Here is a 24,029-nt window from a genome sequence, read left to right on the forward strand (position 1 = left end):
TCAGTACTTGCGCACCAGCGGCGCCGGGGCCGGCGCGGGCGGCTCGCCGAACAGGTAGCGGAAGCCGACCGAGACGATGTCGGCGCTCGAATCGACCACGCCGGCGAAGGCGATGTTGCTGACGTTGTAGTCGCGCCCGAGCCCCGCCAGGATCCGCGAGCGGTCGAGGAAGAAGTGCGAGTAGGCGAGGTTCAGCGTCAGCTTCTCGCTCCAGCGGTAGCTCGCGCCGAGCGAGGCGATGTAGCGGTTGCCGTCCGGCAAGCGGACCGAGCGGTTGGCGAAGTCGATCGGCGAGACCTCGTAGGCGAAGCCGCCGCGCACCGTCAGGTTCGGGCTGGCATCGACCTCGGCGCCGACCGCGTACAGGAACCCGTCCTTGTAGTTGAGCGGCAGATTGTTGACGGGGATCCCGCGGGTGGTCGAGACGATGCCGACCGTGCCGAGCCTCGACCAGTTGTCCCACTCGAAGCCGACATTGACCCGCGCCACCGGCGAGAGCGCCTGAGTGAGGCCGACGCTGAGCTTCTCCGGCGTGTTGAGCCGCGCCCGGACCTGCCCCGCGAGGGGGGCCAGCGCCACGAGCGGCACGCCGATCGAGCCCTCGATCTCGTGGTGGATCGACGAGCGGTAGCCGATGCCGAGCACCGTGCCGTCGCGCGGGGTCAGCGTGGCGCCCGCCGTGAAGCCCGCGCCCCAGGACTCGCCCTTGAGGAACGAGCTCGGGTAGACCGCCGGCGACAGGCCCGGGATCGGAACGGCCTGCCGGAGGGTCAGCCGGAAGTACTCGATGTTCGGGCCGACCGCGAGCGACAGCCAGTCGGTGACCTTGACGCCGATCACCGGGTTGATCGCCAGGGTGAAGATCCGCGACGAGCGCCCGTAGGCCTCGCCCGCCCAGACCTGGTTCGGCTTGGTGACGAGGCCGAAGGGGGCCCCGGTCGAGAGGCCGAGCCAGAGACGGTCGTTGAGCTGGTAGGAGGTTGCGCCCGCGGGCACCACGGCGCCCTGGCCGATGTCGCCCGAGCCGCCGAGCGGGGCGAAGGCCGGGTTGGTGCCCGGCGCGGGGCGGATGGTGGAGGACAGGCCGATATAGGTCAGGTTCTGCTCGGACACGAAGCCCGGGCGCATCGTGATGACCGCCGGGTTCCAGAACATCGAGGAGACGCCGCCCGAGCCGGCGGCCGCGCCCGCGAAGGACAGACCCTGCGCCTGCGTGCTCTGCTCGCGGATGGCGAACCCGCCGGCCCGCGCCTCCCCGGCCCCCCAGGTCATCCCCGAGGCCGCAGCCCCCAGGGCCGATGCCGCGAGCGCCGCCGCGCGCAACCTGCGGTTCATCCCGTTCCCCCGTCAGACATGTTCTCGACGCCGGCACCTCTGCGGGGCGGCGGGGCCGCCTCGGGCCCGTGATTTATTGTGCCGACCCCTCGGGAATTCACAACGGTGCCGCCGCAACACGCGCGCCGATCCGGGACCGGACGGCGCGATCGGGCCGCACTGTGGTAGGAGCGGCACAGAGCACCGCGGGCAATCCTTCGCCGGCACAACCTTCGGTCATCACACCGCGGCGACGCGCCGGCGCCGTGCGGCACTTTCCTGCACGAGGACCGCCCGCGCGCCGTCCCCGCCGCGTGCTTGCGCCCGGGCCCGCGGGCGTTAAAGGTCCCGGCGGCCGGCTGGACCGGCGCAAGACGACACTTCGGGAGCGAGTCTGATGAAGCTCATCCGCCACGGCGCGATCGGCGACGAGAAGCCCGGACTCGTGGACGCGCGGGGCGGCTACCGCGACCTCTCGGGGCTGGTGCGCGACATCGCGGGCCCGGCGCTCTCGCCCGAGTCGCTCGCCCGCCTGCGGATGCTCGATCCGGACTCCCTGCCGCTCGTGCCGCCGGACACCCGCCTCGGCCCCTGCGTCGGCGGCACCCGCAACGTCGTGGCGATCGGCCTGAACTACGCCGACCACGCCGCGGAGACCGGCTCGCCGATCCCGTCCGAGCCGATCATCTTCAACAAGGCGCCCTCGTCCCTGTGCGGGCCGAACGACACGGTGATCATCCCGAAAAGCTCCACCAAGACCGACTGGGAGGTGGAGCTCGCGATCGTGATCGGCACCCGCGCGAGCTACGTCCACGCCAACGAGGCGCTCAACTTCGTCGCCGGCGCCTGCATCTGCAACGACGTGTCCGAGCGCGAGTGGCAGACCGAGCGCGGCGGCACCTGGACGAAGGGCAAGAGCGCCCCGACCTTCGGGCCGCTCGGCCCCTGGCTCGTCACCCTCGACGAGATCCCGGACCTGAAGAACCTCGCGATGAGCCTCGACGTGAGCGGCGAGCGCCGCCAGACCGGCTCGACCGCGACGATGATCTTCGACGTGCCCCAGATCGTCGCCTACGTGTCGCACTTCATGATGCTGGAGCCCGGCGACGTGATCACCACCGGCACGCCCCCGGGCGTCGGGCTCGGCATGAAGCCGCCGCGCTTCCTCAAGGAGGGCGACACGATGACCCTGCGCATCGCCGGTCTCGGCGAGCAGCGCCAGAAGGTCGTGGCCTTCGACGCCTGGACAGCCAAGGCCGCCGCGGGCGAGCCGACGAACTGATTCTTTTGGGACTCGGCGGCGGCCCGGCGGCCCGGGTGCGGGTTTGAGGGATGTGGCCGGGGCTCAGCCGGCCAGCGCCGCGTCGACGGCGGCCGGGTTCTGCTCGATCACCTTGAGCAGGACCATCGCCGCGGGATCCGGCCGGTTCCGGCCCTGTTCCCAGTTCTGCACCGTGTCGAGTTCGAGCCCGAACCGGGTCGCGAACTCCGCCTGCGACAGGCCGAGCAGCCGGCGGACCTCGGCGACCCGGACCTCCGGCCGCCGCAGCGGGCGCGCCGTGATCCCGAGGGCGGCGAGGTCCCCCACCGGATCGCGCCCCTCGGCGACGATCAGGGTGACCGCCGCACCGCCGCTCGTGAACAGGCGGTCGAAGGTCCGACGCCCTTCGTTCAGGCCCAAGCCGAAGGACGCGAGCAGGCGGATCGCGTCCACGGGGCGCGGGACATCCCGGGCGGAGAGGAAATAGCTAGCGGGGGAACCGGATGGGGCGGGGGATCGCTCCCGCGTTTCGCCCTGTCGTGCGAGCACGTCCTTCAATGACAACCGCTCGGGCATCGGCGACCTCCAGCAATTTCCAACCGATCGCATTCAGGCCGGCCCGGCCAAGCGCACCGGGCGACAGACCTCAGATATGGGCTTCTTGGACCATCAGGACGCCATCGCGCATCGAGACTTGCCCGACGACTCGGATGGCGCCTGCCGGCGTTCCGATCTGGACGAGCAGCATCGATCGCTCGGCCTCTTCGATCTCGACCGTGATGTCGTCCATCGCCGCACTGTCCGCGAGCGGCGGAGCCCGGCCCATGTTCAAGACGGTCGAGGCTTGATTTTTGACCGCCGATCTTCCTCAAGGGAAGGCATGAGCGAAGCCGCCGACCCGCAGACGACCGACATCCGCCACGACTGGAGCGTGGCCGAGATCCGGGCGATCCACGACCTGCCGCTGATGGACCTCGTGTTCCGGGCGGCCGAGATCCACCGCCGCCACAACGACCCGGCCGACATCCAGCGGGCCTCGCTCCTGTCGATCAAGACCGGCGGCTGCCCGGAGGATTGCGCCTACTGCCCGCAATCGGCCCACCACAAGGGCGCGGAGAAGGGCCAGGGGCTCGTCCCCCGCGAGCGCCTGATGGCGGTCGAGGCGGTGCTGTCCGAGGCCCGGGCCGCCAAGGCCGCGGGGGCGCAGCGCTTCTGCATGGGCGCGGCGTGGCGCCAGCCCAAGGACGGGCCGGAATTCGACGCGGTGCTGGCGATGGTGCGCGGCGTGCGCGGCCTCGGGATGGAGGCCTGCGTGACGCTCGGCATGCTCACGCCCTCCCAGGCCGGACGCCTCGCGGAGGCCGGGCTGACCTCCTACAACCACAACCTCGATACCGGCCCGGACTTCTACGGCGACATCATCTCCACCCGGACCTACGACGCCCGCCTGAGGACCCTGGAGAACGTGCGCGCGGCCGGGATCGGCGTGTGCTGCGGCGGCATCGTCGGCATGGGCGAGGGCGTGACCGACCGGGCGGCGATGCTCCAGGTGCTCGCCAACCACGCCCCCCACCCGGAGAGCGTGCCGATCAACGCGCTCGTCGCCGTGCCCGGCACGCCGCTGGAGGACCAGCCGCCGGTCGATCCCTTCGACCTCGTGCGGATGTGCGCGACCGCCCGGATCACCATGCCGCGCGCGCGCGTGCGCCTCAGCGCCGGCCGCAAGGGGCTGAGCCGCGAGGCGCAGACCCTCTGCTTCCTGGCGGGCGCGAACTCGATCTTCTACGGGGAGCGCCTGCTGACCACGCCGAACGCGGGCGAGGACGCGGACGTGGCCCTGCTCGCCGATCTCGGCATCCGGGTGCCGGTCGCGCCGGAAGCGCTCGCGGCGGCCGAGTAGCGCTCAGCCCTCCGGCAGCACGATCCGGAAGCGGGTGCCGGCCTCGGTGGCGTCGAGGCCCAGCGTCCCGCCGTTGATGCCGATCAGCTCGGCGGCGATCGGCAGGCCGAGCCCGGTGCCGCCGGAGCGCATCGAGCCCTGGAACGGCGCGAACAGGTTCTCGCGCGCCCGCGGCGGCAGGCCGGGGCCGTTGTCGGAGACCAGGATCGTCACGCGGCCCGGCCCGTCGCGCCCGGCCGTCACCCGCACCTCGGGGGCCTCGCCCGCCGCGCCGTCGAGGGCCTGCACCGCGTTGCGCACGAGGTTGGCGAGCGCCCGGGACAGTTGCTCGGGGTCGGCGGTGACCGCGAGGTCCCCGGCCTCGACGCGGACGGCGACCGGGCGGGCGGCGAGGGCGGCGATATCCGGCAGGTCGGCGAACAGCGGCGCCAGGGGCACGCGGGCGCGCCGCGGATCGGGCTCGGTGGCGCGGCCGTAGGCCAGCGTCCCCTCGCAGAACCGCACCGCCCGGGCGATGGTGTCGACGAGGCGCGGGGCCACGCGCTGCACGGTCGGGTCGGCGGTGCCCTCCAGCCGGTCGCCGAGGAGCTGCGCGCCGGTGAGCAGGTTGCGCAGCTCGTGGCTGATCTTGCTCACCGCGAGGCCGAGTTCGGCGAGCCGCCGCTTCTGGCGGAGCTGGTCGGCCAGCCCGCGCTGCATCCGCGCCAGCGCCACCTCCGCCTGCCCGATCTCGTCGCTGCGGCGCGAGGGCACGATGATCCGCTCGGCATCCTCGGGGGCGTCGGCGAAGGCGGTGATGCTGGTGGCGAGCCGCCGCACCGGGCGCACGATCAGCACCTGGAGCACCACGAAGACGAGGCCCGCCGCCGAGGCGGCGATGATCAGCGAGGAGACGAGCAGGCGCAGGGCGTAGTCGACCATCGCCGTGCGCAGGGGGGCCTCGTCGAGGAGGATCTCGACCCGGTCGAAGCCGGGGCCGCCCTGCCCGACCACCCGGATCGGCTCGTGGACCGGGGCGACCAGGGTGCGCCACGCCCCGCGGATCGCCCCCCAGGCGGTGACCGTGCGCAAGTCGACCGTGTCCGCCACCGTGTCGGGGACGGGATCGATCGCCAGCAGCCGCTGCGCGCCGGCGCCGCGCACGGCGATGGCGCGGGCGTTGACGCCCGCCAGCAGCCGGCTCTCCAGGGCGCCCGAGACCGGCTCGCGCCCCTCCCCCTCGCGGCCGTCGAGAACGAGGGCGGCCACCTGCGCGGCGGCGAGCCGGTCCTCCATCCACTCGACCCGGTAGTTGGCGACCGCCGGCACGTAGATCAGCACCTCGGCCACCGCGACGAAGGCGACGGTGACGAGGAACAGGCGGCCCGACAGGCCGAGGCGGCCGGTGCGCCCCCCGTCCGGCGCCGCGCCCGCGCGCGCGGGTGGACGCGCGGGTGGAACCGCGTCGCGGTCCGTCTCGGATCCCGGATCCCGGTGGAACGTCTGGCCGGCTTCGGCCGCGGAGGAGGACATGGACGGCGCCGTTCGAGGGGTGCGAAACTTGGATTCGTTCCCAACTCACCTTTACGCGCCGCGTACGGCCCCGGTTGCAAGCCCCTCAGTCCCGCCGCACGCGCCGGCCCACAGCGACGGTGCCGAGGGCGAACAGCGCGAGCATCCCGAGCCCGGCGAGCATCTTCGGCGTCACCAGTGCCCGCGGCGACAGGGCATAGTCGCAGGCGAGGCCGCCCCCGGCGAGACAGGCGGCCTTGGCGCTCTCGTGGGCGGCGACCACGTCCTCGATCCCCGCCCCCGTGGCGGCGTAGACGAACGCGCCGGGCAGGAGGCCGAGCAGCGTGGCGGCGACGAACACCCGCATCCGCACCCCGCAGGCGGCCGGGGCGAGGTTGGTCATCCAGAACGGGAACAGCGGCAGCAGCCGGAGGGTGGCGATGTAGCCGAAGGCGTCGCGCCGGAAGCCCGCGGCCAGCGCCTCGATCCGGGTGCCGCCGGCCCGCCGCAGCAGGTCGGCCCCCGGGCCGCGGCCGATCGCGAAGACGATCGCCGCCCCGGTGGTCGCGGCGGCGACGGCGGTGAGCGCCCCCGGCACGATCCCGAACAGGAAGCCGCAGAGCATCGTCAGCACCAGGGTCGCCGGCACCGAGACCACCACCGCGCCGACGTAGACGAGGTAGGCCGCCACCAGGGCGCGGGCATAGTCGGCCTCGACGAAGCCGCGCAGCCAGATCCGCGAGGCGAGCAGCCGGTCGAGGCTGAGCAGGTGCGCCGCGCCCGAGACCAGGGCGGCCACCGAGACGCAGACGAGCACCGCCAGCGGCAGCCAGCGCCGCAGGCGCCGCCACCGGCTCTCCGGCTCCGGAGCCGGCCCCGCGCCCCTTGGCGCCCCGGCGCTCACCCCGGCTTGCGCATGCGCAGGATCTTGAAGAACCCGCCCGGGAAGGTCGGCTTCAGGCCGACCACCTCGACGCCGTTGCGGCGGGCCCACGCCTCGATCCGCGTGGCCTTGAAGTCGGACGACCAGCCGATCTTCGTACACAGCGGGGCGACGATCTCCTCGACCCGGGCCACCGGCCCGTCGCTCTGGCCGAAATGGTTGGCGAGCACGATGCCGCCGCCGGGCCGCACCACCCGCAGGAACTCGGACAGCGCCGCCTCGGGGTCGGGCACGAGGGTGATCAGGAACTGCGCCACCACCGCGTCGAAGCTCGCATCCGCGTAGCCGAGGTGGCAGACATCCATCACCTGGAGGCCCCGCACGTGGGCGAGGCCGCGGCGGCGGACCTTGGCGCGGGCGCGCCGGAGCATGTCCTCGGACAGGTCGACGCCGCAGACGAAGCTGCCCTTCGGGTAGTAGCCGAGCGCCAGCCCGGTGCCGACGCCGGCCTCCAGGATGCGGGAGCCGTGGACGGCCGCCGCCTCCACCGCGGCCCGGGCCGCCGGCTCGGTCAGCTTGTCGTAGACCACGTCGTAGACGGGGGCCCAGCGGGCGTAGGCCTTGCGCATCAGGGCCGTGCTCGGCCCGGCCACCTGCGGCTCGCTCAGCATGTTTTTGGGACGTTCCTGCGGAGGGGTTCGGGGTGCGGGGTCCGCGGGGGCTCACGCCGCCTGCGGCCGGGCCGACAACGCGTCGACCCGGCGAATCGTGCCGCCGCCGAGCACCCGCGCCCGCGGGCCGTCGTCGGCGTAGATCGCGCAGGCCTGCCCCGGCGAGACCCCGTCCTCGGGCTCGGCCAGGACGACCTCGGCGGCGCCGGTGGCGGGGTCGACGGAGAGCGTCGCGGGGCGGGGCGGGCGCGTCGAGCGCACCCGGACCGCCACGGGCAGGTCGCGCACCGCCTCCACCGGCCCGTCGCCGAGCCAGTTGAGGTCGGCGAGGCGGATCCGGGTGGTGGCCAGCGCGGCGCGGGGGCCGACCACCACGCGGGCGGCCTCGGCCTCCAGGCGCACCACGTAGAGCGGCTCGGGGCCCGACAGGCCGAGGCCGCGGCGCTGGCCCACCGTGTAGTGCACGATGCCCTCGTGGCGCCCGAGCACCCGGCCGCCGAGGTCGACGATCTCCCCCGGGCGCGCCGCGTCGGGGCGCAGCCGGGCGATCACGTCGCTGTAGCGGCCCTGGGGCACGAAGCAGATATCCTGGCTGTCCGGCTTCTCGGCGATCGACAGGCCGAGGTCGCGGGCGAGCGTGCGGGTCTCGTCCTTGCCCATCTCGCCGAGCGGGAAGCGCAGGAAGGCGAGCTGCTCGGGCGTCGTGGCGTAGAGGAAGTAGCTCTGGTCGCGGGCGGGGTCCTGGGCGCGGTGGAGCGCCCGCCCGCCCCCGGGCAGCGCCCGGCTGGCGACGTAGTGACCGGTGGCGAGCGCGTCCGCGTCGAGGTCGCGGGCGAGCCCCAGCAGGTCGCGGAACTTCACTGTGCGGTTGCACTCGACGCAGGGGATCGGCGTCTCGCCCGCGAGGTAGCTCTCGGCGAACTTGTCGATCACCGCGTCGCGGAACCGGTCCTCGTAGTCGAGCACGTAGTGCGGGATGCCGAGGTGGTCGGCCGCCGCGCGGGCGTCCCGGATGTCCTGGCCGGCGCAGCAGGCGCCGCGGCGGTGGGTCGCCGCCCCGTGGTCGTAGAGCTGGAGGGTGACGCCGACCACGTCGAAGCCGCCGCGCTTGAGCAGGCCGGCGACCACGGTGGAATCGACGCCGCCGGACATGGCGACGACGACGCGCGTCTCGTGCGGGGGCTTCGGGAGGTCGAGGGCGTTCATCGGGGGCCGGGTCCGGCGGCCACGCCCGTGAGGCTCCGGCCGCCGGACGCGTCTATAGCCGCTGCGCGGCCCGCTGGAAACCGCGTGCCCGGCAGATCCTGCCGGGGAATCGGCAGCTTCGGCCCCCGCGCGGGCGGCCCGCTCCGGCGCGCCCACGATTCTTTCTGCGATACGAGTACCTTAGCGAAAGCCGGGGTCTGGCGCACGGCTTGCTCGGAGGGCGGGCGGGGAGCGGGCGCATGGCGGCAGTTGCGACGGACCGGTTGGATGCGGCGGCCCGGATGCCGGCCGCGCGCGCCGCGGCGGCGGATCGGGACGCCGGCACCGCCGCCCGGGCGGGACAGATCGTGCACGATCGCTTCGGCGAGATGCTGACGGACGCCCGGGACCGGGACGCGCGCGGGCTGGACCGCGCCCGGGACGCGCGGGCCCAGGATGCCCGGACGCAGGATATCAGGACGCAGGATGCCCGGGGCCGGGATGCGCGCGCGCAGGGCGTCGGCACCCAGGACGACCGCGCAAGGACCGACCGGGCTCGGACCGATCGCGCCCAGATCGACCGCGCCCAGACCGACCGCGCCCAGGACGCGCGGACCGACCGGGCTCGGCTCGCGACGGGGCGCGACCGGTGGGCGGCGGAGCGGACCTCGGACGCCGCGGCGCGCGCGGCGGTCGGCAGCGCGGAGTCTGGCGCCGCGGAGCGGGACGCGGCCGCGGATCGCACCCGGGCGACGCCGGGCAGGACCGAGACGACAACACCGGACCGGACGGCGCGGCAAGCCGCGTCCCGCACCGACGACCGCTCCGCGGATGCGCGCCCGGACGGCGATGCCGCGCGGCCGACGGAAGCGGACGCCCGGCAGGCGCCCCCGGGCGCCGGGGCGGCGAAGCCGCGGGCCGATGCGACGCCCGAACCGGCCCAGGCGCAGGCCGGCGCGACCGCGCTGGCCGCCGAACGGGCATCGGACGACGCGGCGGAGGACACCGAAGGGGAGACCGCGCAGGCCACCCCGGGCACGCCTTCGGGGCTGCTCGCCCTGCTCACGATCCTGGGCGGGGGTGCGGGCGCCACCGGCGCCCGGACGGAGGGCGAGGCGCTCGCCCCGGACGTCCCCGGCGGCGCGGGTGGGACGGGCGCCGCCGGGGTCCCGCCCGGGGTTCCGGGGGCACTCCCGGGTCAGGCAGGGGGCCAAGCGCCGGGCCATGCGCCGGGGCAGGTTCCGGGGCAGGCGGGCGCGGCGGGTGCCGGCGCGTCGCCCGCGGACGCCGCCGGTGCGCCGCAGGCCGCGGGCTCGGTCGCCGCGGGCCGCGACAGGCCGCGGGGCGAGGCGGCGGAGACGGGCGACGTCCTGTCCGCCCTCGCCGATGCGGGCCGGGGCGACGCCGCGCAGGCCTCGGGATCGGCCCAGGGCACGCCCGCCCCGGCGGCCGCGACCGCCCCGGCCGCGACTCATGCAGGCAGCGCCCAGGCCCCCGTGCCCCAGGCCGCGCCCGCCGCCCAGGCCGCGCCGCCGATCCCGATGGGGCAGGTGCCGATGACGATCGGCCTGCGCTCGCTGGCCGGCTCCAGCGAGTTCCAGATCCGCCTCGACCCGGCGGAACTCGGGCGCATCGACGTCAAGCTGGAGATCGACAAGGCCCGGGGCACCGTGACGACCCACCTCGTGGTCGACCGGCCGGAGACCCTGGCGCTGCTCCAGCGCGACGCGGGCCAGTTGCAGCAGGCCCTGTCGCAGGCCGGCCTCGACCCCTCGGGCGGCGGGCTCAACCTGTCGCTGCGCGGCGACGGGGGCGCGGGCGGCCAGGGGAACGAGCGCGGGGACGCGTGGGGCGGCCAGCCCCGCGGCGGCGCCTGGGCGCAGACGGCCTCCGAGGCCGCCCAGGAGGTCGCGCCGCTGCGCCTGCTGCGCGGCTACGGCGGCCTCGACATCCGGATCTGAGGGCCGCACCGGCCCGACCACGAAACCTCGCGCGGCCCGGCCGCGCCCCGGGAGACCCAGCCATGACCTCCGGCATCTCGAGCCTCGCCAGCACCACCGCCTCCGGCACCGCGACGACCTCCGGCACCGCCAACACGTCGGAGATCGCCGGCAACTTCACCCAGTTCCTGACCCTGCTGACCACGCAGCTCAAGAACCAGAACCCGCTCGACCCGATGGACACCAACCAGTTCACGCAGCAACTGGTGCAGTTCGCCGGCGTCGAGCAGCAGCTCAAGTCCAACGACCGGCTCGACAGCATCCTCTCCGCGTCGAAGGCGGCGAGCTCGGCCTCGGCCACGAGCTACATCGGCAAGACGGTCACCGCCGACGGCCTCGGCGGGCAGCTCGCCGAGGGCTCGGCGACCTGGACGCTGAACCCAGCCCGCGCCGCCGCGAAGGCGACCATCACCATCCTCGACGCCAAGAGCAACGTGGTCGCCACGCAGACCAAGGCGCTCGCGGCCGGCAGCCAGACCTTCACGTGGAACGGCAAGACCGCCGCGGGGATGAGCGCGCCGGACGGCGCCTACACGATCAAGGTCGCCGCCACCGACGCCACCGGCGCGACCGTGAGCGTCGATACCGCGGTGACCGGCACGGTGGACGGGGTCGACCTCTCCGGCGCCAGCCCGGTGCTGACGATCGGCTCCCAGAAGGTGCCCCTGTCGAGCGTTCAGACCATCGGGTTGTCCACAAGTGGCACCTGACGAATCACATGCGAGTGATCCGCTTCACCATCTCTTAGGCGGACACAAGTACCTTCGACTCTCGACAGGTCAGTCGAGTGTAGAGCGTATCATGACCGAACCCCACCGCCCGCGCGTGAAGTACGTGATCGGGCCCGACGGCAGCCCCCTGACGATCGCCGATCTGCCGCCGCCCTCGACCCGGCGCTGGGTGATCCGCCGCAAGGCGGAAGTGGTGGCCGCCGTGCGCGGGGGGCTCCTGAGCCTCGAAGAGGCCTGCAAGCGCTACACCCTGACCACCGAGGAATTCCTGAGCTGGCAGTTCTCCATCGACCAGCACGGGCTCGCCGGGCTGCGCACCACGCGCATCCAGCACTACCGCCACTGACCGGACCCGGCGCCGCCCGCCGGACCCTGCCGACCACCGCGAAGCCGCGCCCGATCCCCTCGGCGCGGCTTCGTCGCGTTCAGGAATCCCGGGCCGGCATTAACGCCTCGCTAACCACGCTCCGGGCAATTTCTGCCGAGCGCCGCTGGGGCGCCCGCGTCGAGTTGCAGCGAACACGCCCGTGAAGCCGGTCCTCGATCTCGTCACGAAGCTCGGACCGGCCCGCCTCGCGGCGATGGCGGCGGTGACGCTGATGCTGATCGGCTTCTTCGCCTTCATCATCCTGCGGGTGTCGCGCCCCGACATGGGGGTGCTGTTCTCCGACCTGTCGATGCAGGATTCGAGCGCGGTGATCCGCGACCTCGACGCCCGCGGCATCCGCTACGAGACCCGGGGCGACGCCGGGCAGACGATCCTGGCGCCGCGGGGCGACCTCGCGCGGCTGCGCATGGACTTGGCCGGCAAGGGCCTGCCGGCTCAAGGGGGCGTCGGCTACGAGATCTTCGACAAGGGCGACGCGTTCTCGTCCACCAACTTCGTCCAGAACGTGAACCACCTGCGGGCGCTCGAAGGCGAGCTCGCGCGCTCGATCCGGGCCATCGGCCGCGTTCAGGCGGCGCGCGTCCACCTCGTCCTGCCCGAGCGCCGCCTGTTCGAGCGCGACCGCGAGGCGCCCTCCGCCGCGATCGTGCTGAAGCTGATGGGCGACCTCGATCCCGGGCAGGTGCGCGCCATCCGCCACCTCGCCTCCTCGGCGGTCGAGGGCCTGCGCCCGGAGCGGGTGTCGATCGTCGACGAGCGCGGCCGGCTGCTCGCCGACGGGGCCCGCGACGCGAATGCCGGGGCGGAGGGCTTCGAGGACCGGCAGGTCGGGCTGGAGCGGCGCCTGCGCGGGCAGATCGAGGACGTGATCGCCGGCATCGTCGGCCCCGGCCGCGCCCGGGTGCAGGTCAACGCCGAACTCGACCTCAACCGGATCGAGAGCCGCTCCGAGACCTTCGATCCCGAGAGCCGGGTGGTGCGCTCGGCCCAGACCCGCACCGAGGCGACGCTCTCCGGCGGCCCCGAGGGTCAGGTCAGCGTCGGCAACGAGCTGCCGGGCGCGGGCACCGAGAAGGCGCCGCCCTCCCCGAAGGACTCCTCCAACAAGAACGAGGAGACCACCAACTACGAGATCTCCCGCGTCACCAAGACCGAGATCGCCGAGGGCGGCCGGATCAAGCGCCTGTCGGTGGCGGTGGTGGTCGACGGGGTCTACGCGACCGGCCCGGACGGCAAGCAGACCTACAGCCCGCGGCCCGCCGCGGAGATCGAGCGCATCACCGCCCTGGTGCGCAGCGCGGTGGGCTTCGACAAGGCCCGGGGCGACCAGATCGAGGTGGTCAACCTGCGCTTCGCCGAGAGCCCGAGCGTGCCGCAATTCGCGGAGCCGAGCCTGATCCAGTCGCTGCTGGCGCCCACCAAGGAGGACGCGCTGCGGATGGGGGAACTCGCCGTGCTGGCGCTGCTGACCCTGATCGTGCTGCTCGCGGTGGTGCGCCCGCTCCTGCGGCAGGTGCTGGCCCCGCCCCCGGAGGCGGCTCTGGCCGGGCCCGCGAGCATCGACGCCGCCCTGGCGACGGCTCTGGCCGCGCCCGGCGGCGCGGCGACGGTGATCGATCCCAACAGCCCGACCGCGCGGCTGATGGAGTTCGCGAAGATCAACGGCCAGGTCCAGGCCGAGACGGTGCAGCGGGTGGTCGACATGGTGCGCGCGAGCCCCGCCGAGACGGCGGAAGTGCTGCGCGCCTGGATCCACGAAGAGTAGCGGGCTGGAACGGCGATGGCGGCGGGCCTCGGCACGGCGATTCAGGAGATGGGCGGCGGGCTCGCGAACATGCCCGGGCCGCAGCGCGCCGCGGCGCTGCTGCTCATGCTCGGCGAGAGCGAGGGCGCGCCGATCTGGCAGTTGCTGGAGGAGGAGGAGATCAAGAAGGTCAGCCACGCCATGGTGCAGCTCGGCACCCTGGAGGCACAGACCGTCGAGAAGCTGATCATCGAGTTCGTCACCAAGCTCGGCAACAGCGGCGGCATCTCCTCGAATTTCGAGCGCACCGAGGCGCTGCTCCTGAAGATCTTCCCGACAGAGCAGGTCTCGCTGATCATGGCCGAGATCAAGGGTGCCTCGGGCAAGCGGGTCTGGGCGTCGATCGCCCAGGTCGATCCGGAGATCCTCGCGTCGTTCCTGCGCAACGAGTACCCGCAGACGGTGGCGGTGGTGCTGTCCCGGGTGCGCGCCGACTACGCCGCCAAGGTGCTGACCATCCTGCCCGAGGAATTCGCCATCGACGTGCTCAACCGGATGCTGCGGATGGAGACGGTGCAGAAGGAGGCCCTGCGCCACATCGAGGAGACCCTGCGCGTCGAGTTCGTCTCGACCATCGCCCAGACCCAGCGCCGCGACGCGCACGAGCTGATGGCCGACGTGTTCAACGCCTTCGACCGCCAGACGGAAGGGCGCTTCCTCGCCGCCCTCGATCAGGCCAACCGCGGCTCGGCCAAGCGCATCCGCGAGCTGATGTTCACCTTCGAGGACCTCCTGAAGCTCGATCCCGGCAGCGTCCAGACGCTGATGCGCAAGATCGATTCCGCCACGCTCTGCCGGGCGCTGAAGGGCGCCAACGAGGCGACCCGCGGCTTCTTCATGCGGCAGATGTCGACCCGCGCCGCCAAGAACCTCACCGACGAGATGACCTCGCTCGGACCCCTGCGCCTCAAGGAGGTGGATGAGGCCCAGGCGAAGATGACCGAGATCGCCAAGGACCTCGCCGAGAAGGGGGAGATCATGATCGCCAAGAACAGCGCCGAGGAGGAGCTGGTCTATTGAACGCCACGCCGTTCCTGTTCGAGACCGACTTCCGCCGGCCGCGCCCGAGCGCCGACGCCCTGCGCGCCGCCGAGGCGGCGGCCCAGGCCGAGGCGGCCGCCCACGCCCGCGGCGTGCAGGAGGGCCGGCTCCAGGCCGAGGCGCAGGTGCAGGGCCGCCTCGCCGACGCGCTGAACCGCCTCGCGCTCGCCGCGACCGGGCTCCTCGCCCAGGCCGACGCCCGCGACGCCGAGCGCGAGGCGCAGGCGGCGGAGGTGGCGGTGCTGATCGCCCGGAAGGTGGCGGGCGACGCGCTGGAGGCCGCCCCGCTCGCCGGGATCGGCGAGGCGGCCCGCGCCGCGCTCCACCACCTGCGCGGGGTGCCCCACCTCGTGGTGCGGGTGCACGAGAGCCTCGTCGAGGAGGCCGAGGCGCTGATGCGGCGGCTCGCCCGCGAGCGCGGCTACGAGGGGCGCCTCGTGGTGCTGGGCGCCCCCGACATCGCCCCCGGCGACGCCCGCATCGAGTGGGCGGACGGCGGCGTCGTGCGCGAGCGCGCCCGCATCGAGGCGGCGGTCGCCGAAGCCCTCGGCCTGCCCGCCCTTCCCTGAGACCCGGAACGACGGCCCCGAACCATGTCCGACGACTTCAGCCTCCCCCAGCTCGGCGACCACGACACCGACTTCGCGCCGGACTCGATCCGCGACGCGCCGACCACCCCGAAGACCGCCGCCGACCTGGAGCAGCTCTTCGACGTGCCGGTGATGGTCTCGGCGGTGCTCGGCGCCGCGCGCATGCCGATCGGCGACCTGCTGCGGCTCGGCCCCGGCGCGGTGCTGGAACTCGACCGCAAGGTCGGCGAGGCGATCGACATCTTCGTCAACAACCGCCTCGTCGCCCGCGGCGAGGTCGTCCTCGTCGAGGAGCGCCTCGGCGTGACCATGACCGAGATCGTCAAGGGCGAATAGTTTTTTGGACTTCGCGGCGCGCCCCCGAGGGCCGTCGCGACGAGATCCGAGCGCATAAGGACAAGAGAAAATGCGGCTCCTGATGATCGGGCGGCTCAACGGCGAGTTGATCACCGCCTCGAAGATCGCCATGTCCCGCGGCGCGGCGGTGACGCAGGCTGACGGCATCGCGCAGGGCCTGACCGTGCTGCGCGCCCGGGGCGCCGACCTGATCATGGTCGATGTCGGGCTCGCCGTGCGCGACCTCGTGGGGGCGCTGGAGGCCGAGCGGATCCGCACCCCGGTCGTGGCCTGCGGGGTCTCCGCCGACGCGGGCGCCGCGGTCGCCGCGATCCGCGCGGGCGCCCGGGAATACATCCCGCTGCCCCCCGACCCCGCGCTGATCGCCGCGGTGCTGGAGGCGGTCGCCGCCGACCGCGCCGCCTTCGTCTGGCGCGACCCGGCCATGGAGCGGGTGGTCAAGCTCGCCGAGCAGGTCGCCCGCTCGGAGGCGTCGGTGCTGATCACCGGCGAGAGCGGCACCGGCAAGGAGGTGCTGGCCCGCCACGTCCACCAGAAGTCGAACCGGGCCGCCAAGCCGTTCGTGTCGGTCAACTGCGCCGCGATCCCCGAGGCGCTGCTCGAATCCGAGCTGTTCGGGCACGAGAAGGGGGCGTTCACCGGCGCGGTGGCCCGCCGCATCGGCCGGTTCGAGGAGGCGAACGGCGGCACGCTGCTGCTCGACGAGATCTCCGAGATGGACGTGCGCCTGCAGGCCAAGCTGCTGCGGGCGCTTCAGGAGCGGGTGATCGACCGGGTCGGCGGCACCGCGCCGGTCAAGGTCGACATCCGGGTGCTGGCGACCTCGAACCGCAACCTCGCCGAGGAGGTCCGCAAGGGCACCTTCCGCGAGGACCTGCTCTACCGGCTCAACGTCGTCGCCCTGCGCCTGCCGCCCCTGCGCGAGCGCCCGGCCGACATCCTCGAACTCGCCGCCCACTTCGCCCGGAAATACGCCGAGGCGAACGGCCTGCCGGCGCGGCCGCTCGGCGCCGAAGCGCGGGCGCTGGTGCTGCGCAACCCGTGGCGCGGCAACGTGCGCGAGCTGGAGAACACGCTGCACCGGGCGGTGCTGCTCGCCGTCGGCTCCGAGATCGGCCCCGAGGCGATCCTGACGCCCGAGGGCGAGGCGCTGGAGGCGCGGCCCGCCCAGGATACGGCCGCCCGCGCGGCGCAGGCCGCGGAGGCGGTCACCCGCGGCCTCGTGGGGCGCACCGTGGCGCAGGTCGAGTGCGACCTGATCCTCGACACCCTCGACCACTGCCTCGGCAACCGCACGCACGCGGCCAAGATCCTCGGCATCTCGATCCGGACCCTGCGCAACAAGCTCAACGAGTACGTCGCCGCCGGCCTGGAGGTCGCCGACCCGGGCGGCGTCCGCACCCGCGCGGCCTGCGGCTGACCGAGAGCCGTCCGAGCATCTCCACGGCCGAGCGCTGCCGGGACCGATGCCATGTGCCCGGCATGCGCCGCCGCGTCGTCGAGCGCCGTTGCGGCTGGATCAGCCGCCGGGGCGGCCTGCCGGGCGAGCGCGCCGGGCGCCTCGACGTGGTAACCGGCCCCCTGGCCTGCCTCATGGCTGCCGACGCCCTCGACGATCCAGCCCGAGATCGCTGGTCATACGGCTTCCGGCTGAAGGGTTCGGGATCGACGCTCTCCGTCTTTGCGAGCGGAGCGAAGCAATCCAGGGGCGCCACCGTCTCAAACCGCGCGCTGCCCTGGGTCGCTTCGCCTACGGCTCGCGATGACGGCGTGGGCCCAGGTTACCGAACGGTTCACCCGGAAGCGGTATCAGACCGGCTCTCAGGACCCGGCGCGCGCGCCGGGTCCGTTCGATCACCGCGGTTCAGGCCGCCGCGTCGTCGGCGTCCAGGATGGTCTCCAGATCGCCGACCAGGGCGTCGAGCTGGTCGGCGCTCGCCTTGAGCTTCAGCTTGGTCCCGTCCTCGGCCTCGACCGCGATCTCGATATGGTCCTCGACCCTGGCGGCCAGGGCCTGCTTCACGGTGTAGGTCGTCACGTCGGACTTGGTGGCCATGCGGATCTCCCAGTTGGCCACCGGGCAACCCGGAAGAGCCGGCCGCGGCGCTGCGACAGAAGCCCGCGTCGCGGCGCGAGAGCGCGTCCGCGCGTCAAGCGGCGCCCGGAAGGGTCACGGTCCAGGGGTCCTCGAACACGTGCTCCTCCAGGTTCACTCCCGGCCCGCCCCGGTCGATCACCACGAAATCCTGGGCCGCCCCGAACGGCGTCAGCACCCCGTGCCACGTGCCGCGGGCGTAGCAGACCCCCTGGTGGGGCGCGGTGACGAAGGCCTGCGGCCGGCCGGGCCGGCCGCCCTCGTCCGGGCAGACCACCACGAGGAACGGCGCGGCGTTCAGCGGCACGAAGGCCTGCGCCCCCAGCGGGTGGCGCTCGACGAGGCTCAGGCGGAGCGGCAGCGCGTAGGCCTGCGCCTCCACCAGCCCGATCACCGCGCGCCCGCCCTCCCCGGCGACCTCGATCTCCGCGAGGTCGTGGAAGCGGCGCGCGTGCCCCGCGTTCATCGAGCGGGGCTCCGCCCCCGCCCGGTCGATCACCGCGCCGAACGGCGCGAAGGCCGCCGCGGTCAGGGGCTGCGCGACGAGCGTCCTGTCGCCCGCGCCGCTCATCGGGCCGGCCCGCGCAGGGCCAGGGCGGGATGCCGGTTCACGTCCTTGTACAGCAGGTAGCGGAACGGGCCGGGGCCGCCCGCGTAGCAGGCCTGCGGGCAGAAGGCGCGCAGCCACATGAAGTCGCCCGCCTCGACCTCGACCCAGTCGCGGTTGAGGCGGTAGACCGCCTTGCCCTCCAGCACGAACAGCCCGTGCTCCATCACGTGGGTCTCCTCGAACGGGATCGAGGCGCCGGGCCGCAGCGTGACGATGTTGACGTGCATGTCGTGGCGCAGGTCGTCGGAGGCGACGAAGCGCGTGGTCGCCCAGGCCCCGTCCGTGCCGACCATGCCGGAGGGCGCGATCTCGGATTCGTGCGTGACGAAGGCCTCCGGCACGTCGAGGCCCGGCGCGCGCTCGTAGGCCTTGCGGACCCAGTGGAAGCGGGCCGGCTCGGCGCCGCGGTTCAGCAGGCTCCAGCGCGCGCCCGGGGGCAGGTAGGCGTAGCTGCCGGAGCGCAGGGCGTGGGTCCGCCCTTCGAGGACGAGGCTCGGGGTGCCCGAGACCACGAACAGCACCCCCTGCGCCCCCGCGTCGGGCTCGGGCCGCTCGCTGCCGCCGCCGGGGGCGACCTCCATCAAGTACTGCGCGAAGGTCTCGGCGAAGCCCGACAGGGGCCGCGCCAGGATCCAGGCCTGGGTCCCCTCCCAGCCCGGCAGCAGGCTCGTCACGATGTCGCTCATCACGCCGTGGGGGATGACGGCGTAGGCGTCCGTGAACACCGCCCGGCCGGTCATCAGCATCGTCTGGGACGGCAGTCCGCCGCAGGCGGGGTTGTACGTCGATGCGGTCGTCGATGCGGTCATGGGGATTCTCCGAGGGTTGGGGCTGTCGGTGTGGCGGGGCGGGCCGCCGCGCGGCGGCGTGGATCCGGGTGGGCCCGCGGTCCGGTCGGGCCGGACCGCGGGGGCATCGGGCGCGCCCGTCAGGCGGACTGGGGTCGCGCCAGGGGTGCTTCCAGGGGCGCTTCCACGGGCGCTTCGAGGATCGCCGCCGTGTCGGTCTCCACCTCCCCGTTCAGGACGCGGCGGGCCTGGGCGCGGTCGATGTCGCCCTCCCAGGCGGCGATCACCACGGTGGCCACGCAGTTGCCGATCAGGTTGCCGAGCGCCCGGGCGATGCCGACGAACCAGTCGATCGACAGCACGAGGACCAGCCCGATCACCGGGATGTCCGGCACCGCCGAGAGGGTGGCGGCCAGCACGACGATCGCCGAGCCGGGCACCCCGTGCGCGCCCTTCGAGGTCAGGAGCGCGATGCCGAGGATCAGCATCAGGTGGCCGAAGGACAGGTCGGTGTTGGTCGCCTGGGCGATGAACACGCAGGCCAGCGTCAGGTAGAGCGAGAAGGCGTCGAGGTTGAACGAGTAGCCGGTCGGGATCACGAGGCCGACGGTCGAGTCCTTGATGCCGAGCCGCTCCAGCTTGCGCATGATCTGCGGCAGCACGCTGTCCGAGGAGGCCGTGCCGGCCACCACCATCAGCTCCTCGCGCAGGTAGGCGAGCAGTTTCAGGATGCTGAAGCCGGCCATCCGCATGATGCCGCCGAGCACCACGAGGACGAAGAACGCCACCCCCGCGTAGAACAGCGCCACCAGCATGCCGAGTTGCTTCAGCGAGCCGATGCCGTACTTGCCGACCGTGAAGGCGACCGCCCCCAGCACGCCGAGGGGGGCGAGCCGCACGATGAAGCCGATGATCTTGAACAGGACCTCGGTGATGCGCTCCAGGCTGTCGGCCAGCGGCTTGCCCCGCTCCCCGAGGAGCGACAGGCCGGCGCCGAACAGGATCGCGATGATCAGGACCTGGAGGATGTCGCCCTTGGCGAAGGCGTCGACCATCGTGGTCGGCACGAGCTTCATCAGGAAGTCGACGGTGCCCGTGACCTGACCGACGCGCTCGGTGTAGCCGGCGATCGACTTGGCATCCAGGCTCGCCAGATCGACGTTCATCCCCTGGCCGGGGGCGAACAGGTAGGCGAGCGCGAGGCCCAGCGCGAGGGCGATGGTCGTCACCACCTCGAAGTAGATCAGCGCCTTGAGCCCGACGCGGCCGACCTTGCGCAGGTCGCCGGCGCCGACGATGCCGTGCACGACGACGCCGAAGACCAGCGGCGCGATCGCCATCTTGATGAACTTGATGAACACGTCGCCGAGCGGCTTGAGCGCCACGGCGAAGTCCGGCCAGACGACGCCGAGGACGACGCCGAGGACGAGGGCAGCGACGACCTGCCCGAACAGCGACGCGAAGAAGCGTCTCATCGGAACCTCCCTGGATCCTGTGGAGCCTTTGCGTTCCCCGACTGCGCGGCTCGGATGCGTCGGGGTTGCTGTCGAGGCGACGTGGCGTCGTCGCGGTTCCGCGCGGCGCGATGGGGCGCGAACGCTGGTCCCGCACCATCGTCCCGCGCGATCTAGACGTCAAATATTTCTTATGTTTCGATTGAAACGAATTGAGTATGGATATCGGCCATGGAACTCCGCCACCTGCGCTACTTCGCGGCCGTCGCCGAGCATCTGAGCTTCACCGCCGCCGCCGAGCGGCTCGGGGTCGCGCAGCCCCCGCTGAGCCAGCAGATCCGGGATCTGGAGGCCGAGATCGGCACCCCGCTCCTGGAGCGCACCACGCGGCGCGTCGCCCTGACCCGGGCGGGCCGGGACTTCCGGGCGCAGGCGCTCGCGATCCTGGCCCTGGCGGGCGAGTCCGTCGCCCGGGCGCGGGCCATCGGGGCTGGCACGGCGGGCATCATCAACGTCGGGCTGACGGGCTCGATGCTCGCCGGCCCCCTCGGGCGCTCGATCCGGATGTTCTCGTGCGCCTACGGCGACGTCGACCTGCGCATCCACGAGATGTCGCCCGACCGGCAGATCGCGGCGCTCAAATCCGGGCAGACGGACATCTCCTTCCTGCGCGCGCCGCCGCGGGACCTCGATCTCGTCAGCGAGCTCGCGTGGGAGGAGGCCGTCAGCCTCGTGCTGCCGCGGGGGCATCCGCTGGCGGCGCGGACGCTGCGGCTCGCGGACCTGAGCGGGGAGAACTTCGTGTTCCTGCGGCTCGAAGACTCGCTGTTCGCCAAGCACCTCTGGCAGTGCTGCGTGGAGGCGGGCTTCGTCCCGCGCATCTCGCACGAGGTCGTCGAGGCGGCCTCGCTCACCAGCCTCGTCGCGGCCGGCCTCGGCATCGCCCTGATCCCGGAGACCGTGGGCCGGCTGGCCCACCGGGACGTCGTCTACAAGCCGCTCCACGGTGAGACAATCCGTGCCGACGTGTATGCCCTCAGGTCGAAGACGGCCGACCCGTTGCTGGACAACTTCCTGGATGTGGTGCGCTCCGGCAGCAAGACTTCCTCTGAGTAGGAGCCCGGACGCGATCGATCGAGAAAGTCTTGACCCGATCCCCTGAGGAGAAATCAATATTTCGCCCTCGCCGGTTGACGCCCCAGCGACCGGGGCTTAAGCGGCCGGCGTCCCGCTCGGACTTCGGTGCACGGCGAGGCGGGTCTGGAGACGGCGATGGACAGGGTGCGAGCGGGCGACCTCGACGTGGCGGGGGAGCTCTACCGGTTCGTGAACGAGGAGGCGCTGCCCGGCACCGGCATCTCCCCCGACGTGTTCTGGGGCGGCCTCGGCGCCATCGTGCGCGACCTGACGCCGAAGAACCGCGCCCTGCTCGCCAAGCGCGACGCGCTCCAGGCGCGCATCGACGCGTGGCACCGGGAGCGGGTCGGCAAGCCGGCCGATCCGGAGGGCTACAAGGCGTTCCTGCGGGAGATCGGCTACCTGCTGCCCGACCCCGGGCCGGTGCAGGTCGCGACCCAGAACGTCGACGACGAGATCGCCCACATCGCCGGCCCGCAGCTCGTGGTGCCGGTCTCCAACGCCCGCTACGCGCTCAACGCCGCCAACGCCCGCTGGGGCTCGCTCTACGACGCGCTCTACGGCACCGACGCGGTCTCCGAGGAGGGCGGCGCGGTCCGGGGCGGCGGCTACAACCGCACCCGCGGCGCCCGGGTGGTGACCCGCGCCCGGGCCTATCTCGACCGGCTCGTGCCGCTCGCCGGCGGCCGCCACGCCGACGTGGTGACCTACGCGGTGGAGGGCGGCGGGCTCGTCGGCAACCTGAACACCGGCGACACGGTGCCGCTCGCCCGGCCCGACGGCTTCGCCGGCTACCGCGGCCGCGCCGGCAGCCCCTCGGCCCTGCTGCTGCGCCACAACGGCCTGCACATCGAGATCGTGCTCGACCGCACCCACCGGATCGGCCGCTTCGACGCTTCGGGCGTCGCCGACATCCTGCTGGAATCGGCGATCTCGACGATCATGGACCTCGAGGATTCGGTGGCCACCGTCGATGCGCAGGACAAGGTCGGCGTCTACCGCAACTGGCTCGGGCTGATGACGGGCACGCTCGCGACCACCTTCGAGAAGGACGGCCGCACCCAGGAGCGGCGCCTCAGCCCCGACCGGCACTACATCGCCCCGAACGGCGGCGAGGTGACCGTCCCCGGCCGCTCGCTGATGCTGGTGCGCAACGTCGGCCACCACATGGACACCGACGCGGTGCTGGACGCCGAGGGCCGGGAGATCCCCGAGGGGATGCTCGACGCCGCGGTGACCGCGATGATCGCGATCCACGACCTCAAGGGCGATTCCGGCACCCGCAACAGCCGGCGCGGCTCGGTCTACATCGTCAAGCCGAAGATGCACGGGCCGGAGGAGGTCGCCTTCGCGGTCGAGCTGTTCTCCCGGGTCGAGGCGATGCTGGGGCTGGAGCCCGACACCCTGAAGATGGGCATCATGGACGAGGAGCGCCGCACCACGGTGAACCTCGCCGCCTGCATCAAGGCGGCGGCGAACCGCGTGGTGTTCATCAACACCGGCTTCCTCGATCGCACCGGCGACGAGATCCACACCGCGATGGAGGCCGGGCCGGTCATCCGCAAGAACGACATGAAGGCCACCGCCTGGATCAAGGGCTACGAGGAGAACAACGTCGATGTCGGGCTGGCCTGCGGCCTGCTCGGCCGGGCGCAGATCGGCAAGGGCATGTGGGCGGCGCCCGACGCCATGGCCGACATGCTGATGCAGAAGGGCGCCCACCCGAAGGCCGGGGCCAGCACCGCCTGGGTGCCCTCCCCCACCGCCGCCACGCTCCACGCCCTGCACTACCACGAGACCGACGTGCGGGCGCGCCAGACCGAACTCGCCCGCCGGCCGCGCTCGGCGCTCGACGAGATCCTGGAGATCCCGCTCGCCCGCTCGAACTTCGCCCCCGACGACGTGCAGCAGGAGATCGACAACAACGCCCAGAGCATCCTCGGCTACGTGGTGCGCTGGGTCGACCAGGGGGTGGGCTGCTCCAAGGTGCCGGACATCCACGATGTCGGGCTGATGGAGGACCGGGCGACGCTCCGCATCTCCTCGCAGCACATCGCCAACTGGCTGCACCACGGCGTGGTCAGCGAGGCGCAGGTGATGGAGACCCTGAAGCGGATGGCGAAGGTGGTCGACCGCCAGAACGCCGGCGACCCGCTCTACCGGCCGATGGCGCCGGACTTCGACGGCCCGGCCTTCCAGGCCGCCTGCGACCTCGTCCTCAAGGGCCGCGCGCAGCCCAACGGCTACACCGAGTGGGTGCTCACCGCCCGGCGCCGCGAGGCCAAGGCCGCGGCCTGACCGCGGCCGGACGGGCGCCCCGCGCAGAGGT

Annotated in this window: 23 protein-coding genes; 12 read left to right on the forward strand and 11 right to left on the reverse strand. The window is 73.1% G+C overall.

The genetic code is table 11. The features are described from left to right. Entirely contained in the window at positions 1-1,335 is a 1,335-nt protein-coding gene (locus Q8W71_RS02585; protein WP_370875319.1) for an OmpP1/FadL family transporter, read from the reverse strand. 376 nt (positions 1,336-1,711) lie between these two features. Here Q8W71_RS02585 and Q8W71_RS02590 point away from each other — a divergent pair, with 376 nt between their 5' ends. Further along, positions 1,712-2,596 (forward strand): fumarylacetoacetate hydrolase family protein, encoded by an 885-nt coding sequence (locus Q8W71_RS02590; protein ID WP_305523742.1) that lies wholly within the window; start codon positions 1,712-1,714, stop codon positions 2,594-2,596. A 63-nt stretch (positions 2,597-2,659) separates the two neighbouring features. Here Q8W71_RS02590 and Q8W71_RS02595 read toward each other — a convergent pair whose 3' ends face one another. Then, positions 2,660-3,028, reverse strand: a complete 369-nt coding sequence (locus tag Q8W71_RS02595) for a helix-turn-helix domain-containing protein (protein WP_305523743.1) — start codon at positions 3,026-3,028, stop codon at positions 2,660-2,662. Positions 3,029-3,221: 193 nt separating this feature from the next. Beyond that, on the reverse strand, positions 3,222-3,365 hold the full coding sequence (locus Q8W71_RS02600) for a hypothetical protein (protein WP_305523744.1): 144 nt from the start codon (positions 3,363-3,365) through the stop codon (positions 3,222-3,224). Positions 3,366-3,455: 90 nt separating this feature from the next. On the opposite strand from Q8W71_RS02600, the gene bioB reads away from it, so the two are divergent. Then, positions 3,456-4,475: a biotin synthase BioB gene (gene bioB / locus Q8W71_RS02605; protein WP_305523745.1), complete on the forward strand. Its 1,020-nt coding sequence runs from the start codon at positions 3,456-3,458 to the stop codon at positions 4,473-4,475. A 3-nt stretch (positions 4,476-4,478) separates the two neighbouring features. Here the strand turns inward: bioB and Q8W71_RS02610 are convergent, their stop codons facing one another. From Q8W71_RS02610 to mnmA, 4 genes are all read right to left on the reverse strand, one after another. Continuing rightward, positions 4,479-5,987, reverse strand: a complete 1,509-nt coding sequence (locus Q8W71_RS02610; RefSeq protein ID WP_305523746.1) for a sensor histidine kinase — start codon at positions 5,985-5,987, stop codon at positions 4,479-4,481. A gap of 85 nt (positions 5,988-6,072) precedes the next feature. Then, entirely contained in the window at positions 6,073-6,870 is a 798-nt protein-coding gene (locus tag Q8W71_RS02615; RefSeq protein ID WP_305523747.1) for a TVP38/TMEM64 family protein, read from the reverse strand. Next, complete coding sequence (locus Q8W71_RS02620; protein WP_305523748.1) at positions 6,867-7,520, reverse strand: class I SAM-dependent methyltransferase; 654 nt, start codon at positions 7,518-7,520, stop codon at positions 6,867-6,869. The genes Q8W71_RS02615 and Q8W71_RS02620 overlap by 4 nt, the downstream gene beginning before the upstream one ends. Before the next feature lie 51 nt (positions 7,521-7,571). Continuing rightward, positions 7,572-8,726, reverse strand: coding sequence for a tRNA 2-thiouridine(34) synthase MnmA (gene mnmA / locus Q8W71_RS02625; protein ID WP_305523749.1), 1,155 nt, complete (start codon positions 8,724-8,726; stop codon positions 7,572-7,574). A gap of 239 nt (positions 8,727-8,965) precedes the next feature. Here mnmA and Q8W71_RS02630 point away from each other — a divergent pair, with 239 nt between their 5' ends. The 8 genes from Q8W71_RS02630 to flbD all read left to right on the forward strand — a co-directional run bounded on the left by Q8W71_RS02630 (position 8,966) and on the right by flbD (position 17,036). After that, a complete protein-coding gene (locus Q8W71_RS02630; protein WP_305523750.1) occupies positions 8,966-10,666 on the forward strand; it encodes a flagellar hook-length control protein FliK in 1,701 nt (566 codons plus the stop codon). Between the two features lie 62 nt (positions 10,667-10,728). After that, positions 10,729-11,415, forward strand: coding sequence for a flagellar hook assembly protein FlgD (locus Q8W71_RS02635; protein WP_305523751.1), 687 nt, complete (start codon positions 10,729-10,731; stop codon positions 11,413-11,415). Between the two features lie 91 nt (positions 11,416-11,506). Continuing rightward, a complete protein-coding gene (gene sciP / locus Q8W71_RS02640; protein ID WP_142585083.1) occupies positions 11,507-11,782 on the forward strand; it encodes a CtrA inhibitor SciP in 276 nt (91 codons plus the stop codon). Positions 11,783-11,963: 181 nt separating this feature from the next. After that, positions 11,964-13,589 (forward strand): flagellar basal-body MS-ring/collar protein FliF, encoded by a 1,626-nt coding sequence (gene fliF / locus Q8W71_RS02645; protein WP_305523752.1) that lies wholly within the window; start codon positions 11,964-11,966, stop codon positions 13,587-13,589. Positions 13,590-13,604: 15 nt separating this feature from the next. Continuing rightward, the gene (locus tag Q8W71_RS02650; protein ID WP_305523753.1) at positions 13,605-14,648 is read left to right on the forward strand and encodes a flagellar motor switch protein FliG; all 1,044 of its coding nucleotides are present in this window, start codon (positions 13,605-13,607) and stop codon (positions 14,646-14,648) included. Next, a complete protein-coding gene (locus tag Q8W71_RS02655; protein ID WP_305523754.1) occupies positions 14,645-15,238 on the forward strand; it encodes a FliH/SctL family protein in 594 nt (197 codons plus the stop codon). The genes Q8W71_RS02650 and Q8W71_RS02655 overlap by 4 nt, the downstream gene beginning before the upstream one ends. 24 nt (positions 15,239-15,262) lie before the next feature. Next, positions 15,263-15,595, forward strand: coding sequence for a flagellar motor switch protein FliN (gene fliN / locus Q8W71_RS02660; protein WP_305523755.1), 333 nt, complete (start codon positions 15,263-15,265; stop codon positions 15,593-15,595). Positions 15,596-15,665: 70 nt separating this feature from the next. Continuing rightward, positions 15,666-17,036 (forward strand): sigma-54-dependent transcriptional regulator FlbD, encoded by a 1,371-nt coding sequence (flbD, locus tag Q8W71_RS02665; RefSeq protein ID WP_305523756.1) that lies wholly within the window; start codon positions 15,666-15,668, stop codon positions 17,034-17,036. 444 nt (positions 17,037-17,480) lie between these two features. Here flbD and Q8W71_RS02670 read toward each other — a convergent pair whose 3' ends face one another. The 4 genes from Q8W71_RS02670 to Q8W71_RS02685 all read right to left on the reverse strand — a co-directional run bounded on the left by Q8W71_RS02670 (position 17,481) and on the right by Q8W71_RS02685 (position 20,584). Next, complete coding sequence (locus tag Q8W71_RS02670) at positions 17,481-17,672, reverse strand: hypothetical protein (RefSeq protein ID WP_305523757.1); 192 nt, start codon at positions 17,670-17,672, stop codon at positions 17,481-17,483. A gap of 94 nt (positions 17,673-17,766) precedes the next feature. After that, positions 17,767-18,282 carry an ureidoglycolate lyase gene (locus tag Q8W71_RS02675; protein ID WP_305523758.1) on the reverse strand — a complete coding sequence of 172 codons (516 nt, stop codon included), beginning with the start codon at positions 18,280-18,282 and terminating at the stop codon, positions 17,767-17,769. Then, a complete protein-coding gene (locus Q8W71_RS02680; protein WP_305523759.1) occupies positions 18,279-19,130 on the reverse strand; it encodes a bifunctional allantoicase/(S)-ureidoglycine aminohydrolase in 852 nt (283 codons plus the stop codon). The genes Q8W71_RS02675 and Q8W71_RS02680 overlap by 4 nt, the downstream gene beginning before the upstream one ends. Before the next feature lie 119 nt (positions 19,131-19,249). Beyond that, the gene (locus Q8W71_RS02685) at positions 19,250-20,584 is read right to left on the reverse strand and encodes a dicarboxylate/amino acid:cation symporter (protein WP_305523760.1); all 1,335 of its coding nucleotides are present in this window, start codon (positions 20,582-20,584) and stop codon (positions 19,250-19,252) included. Positions 20,585-20,794: 210 nt separating this feature from the next. On the opposite strand from Q8W71_RS02685, the gene Q8W71_RS02690 reads away from it, so the two are divergent. Together Q8W71_RS02690 and Q8W71_RS02695 are read left to right on the forward strand one after the other, a co-directional pair. Then, a complete protein-coding gene (locus Q8W71_RS02690; protein WP_305523761.1) occupies positions 20,795-21,679 on the forward strand; it encodes a LysR family transcriptional regulator in 885 nt (294 codons plus the stop codon). Positions 21,680-21,835: 156 nt separating this feature from the next. Further along, positions 21,836-23,998 carry a malate synthase G gene (locus Q8W71_RS02695; RefSeq protein ID WP_305523762.1) on the forward strand — a complete coding sequence of 721 codons (2,163 nt, stop codon included), beginning with the start codon at positions 21,836-21,838 and terminating at the stop codon, positions 23,996-23,998. Positions 23,999-24,029 lie beyond the last annotated feature (31 nt).

The organism is Methylobacterium amylolyticum (genome assembly GCF_030700245.1).
GTDB lineage: Bacteria > Pseudomonadota > Alphaproteobacteria > Rhizobiales > Beijerinckiaceae > Methylobacterium.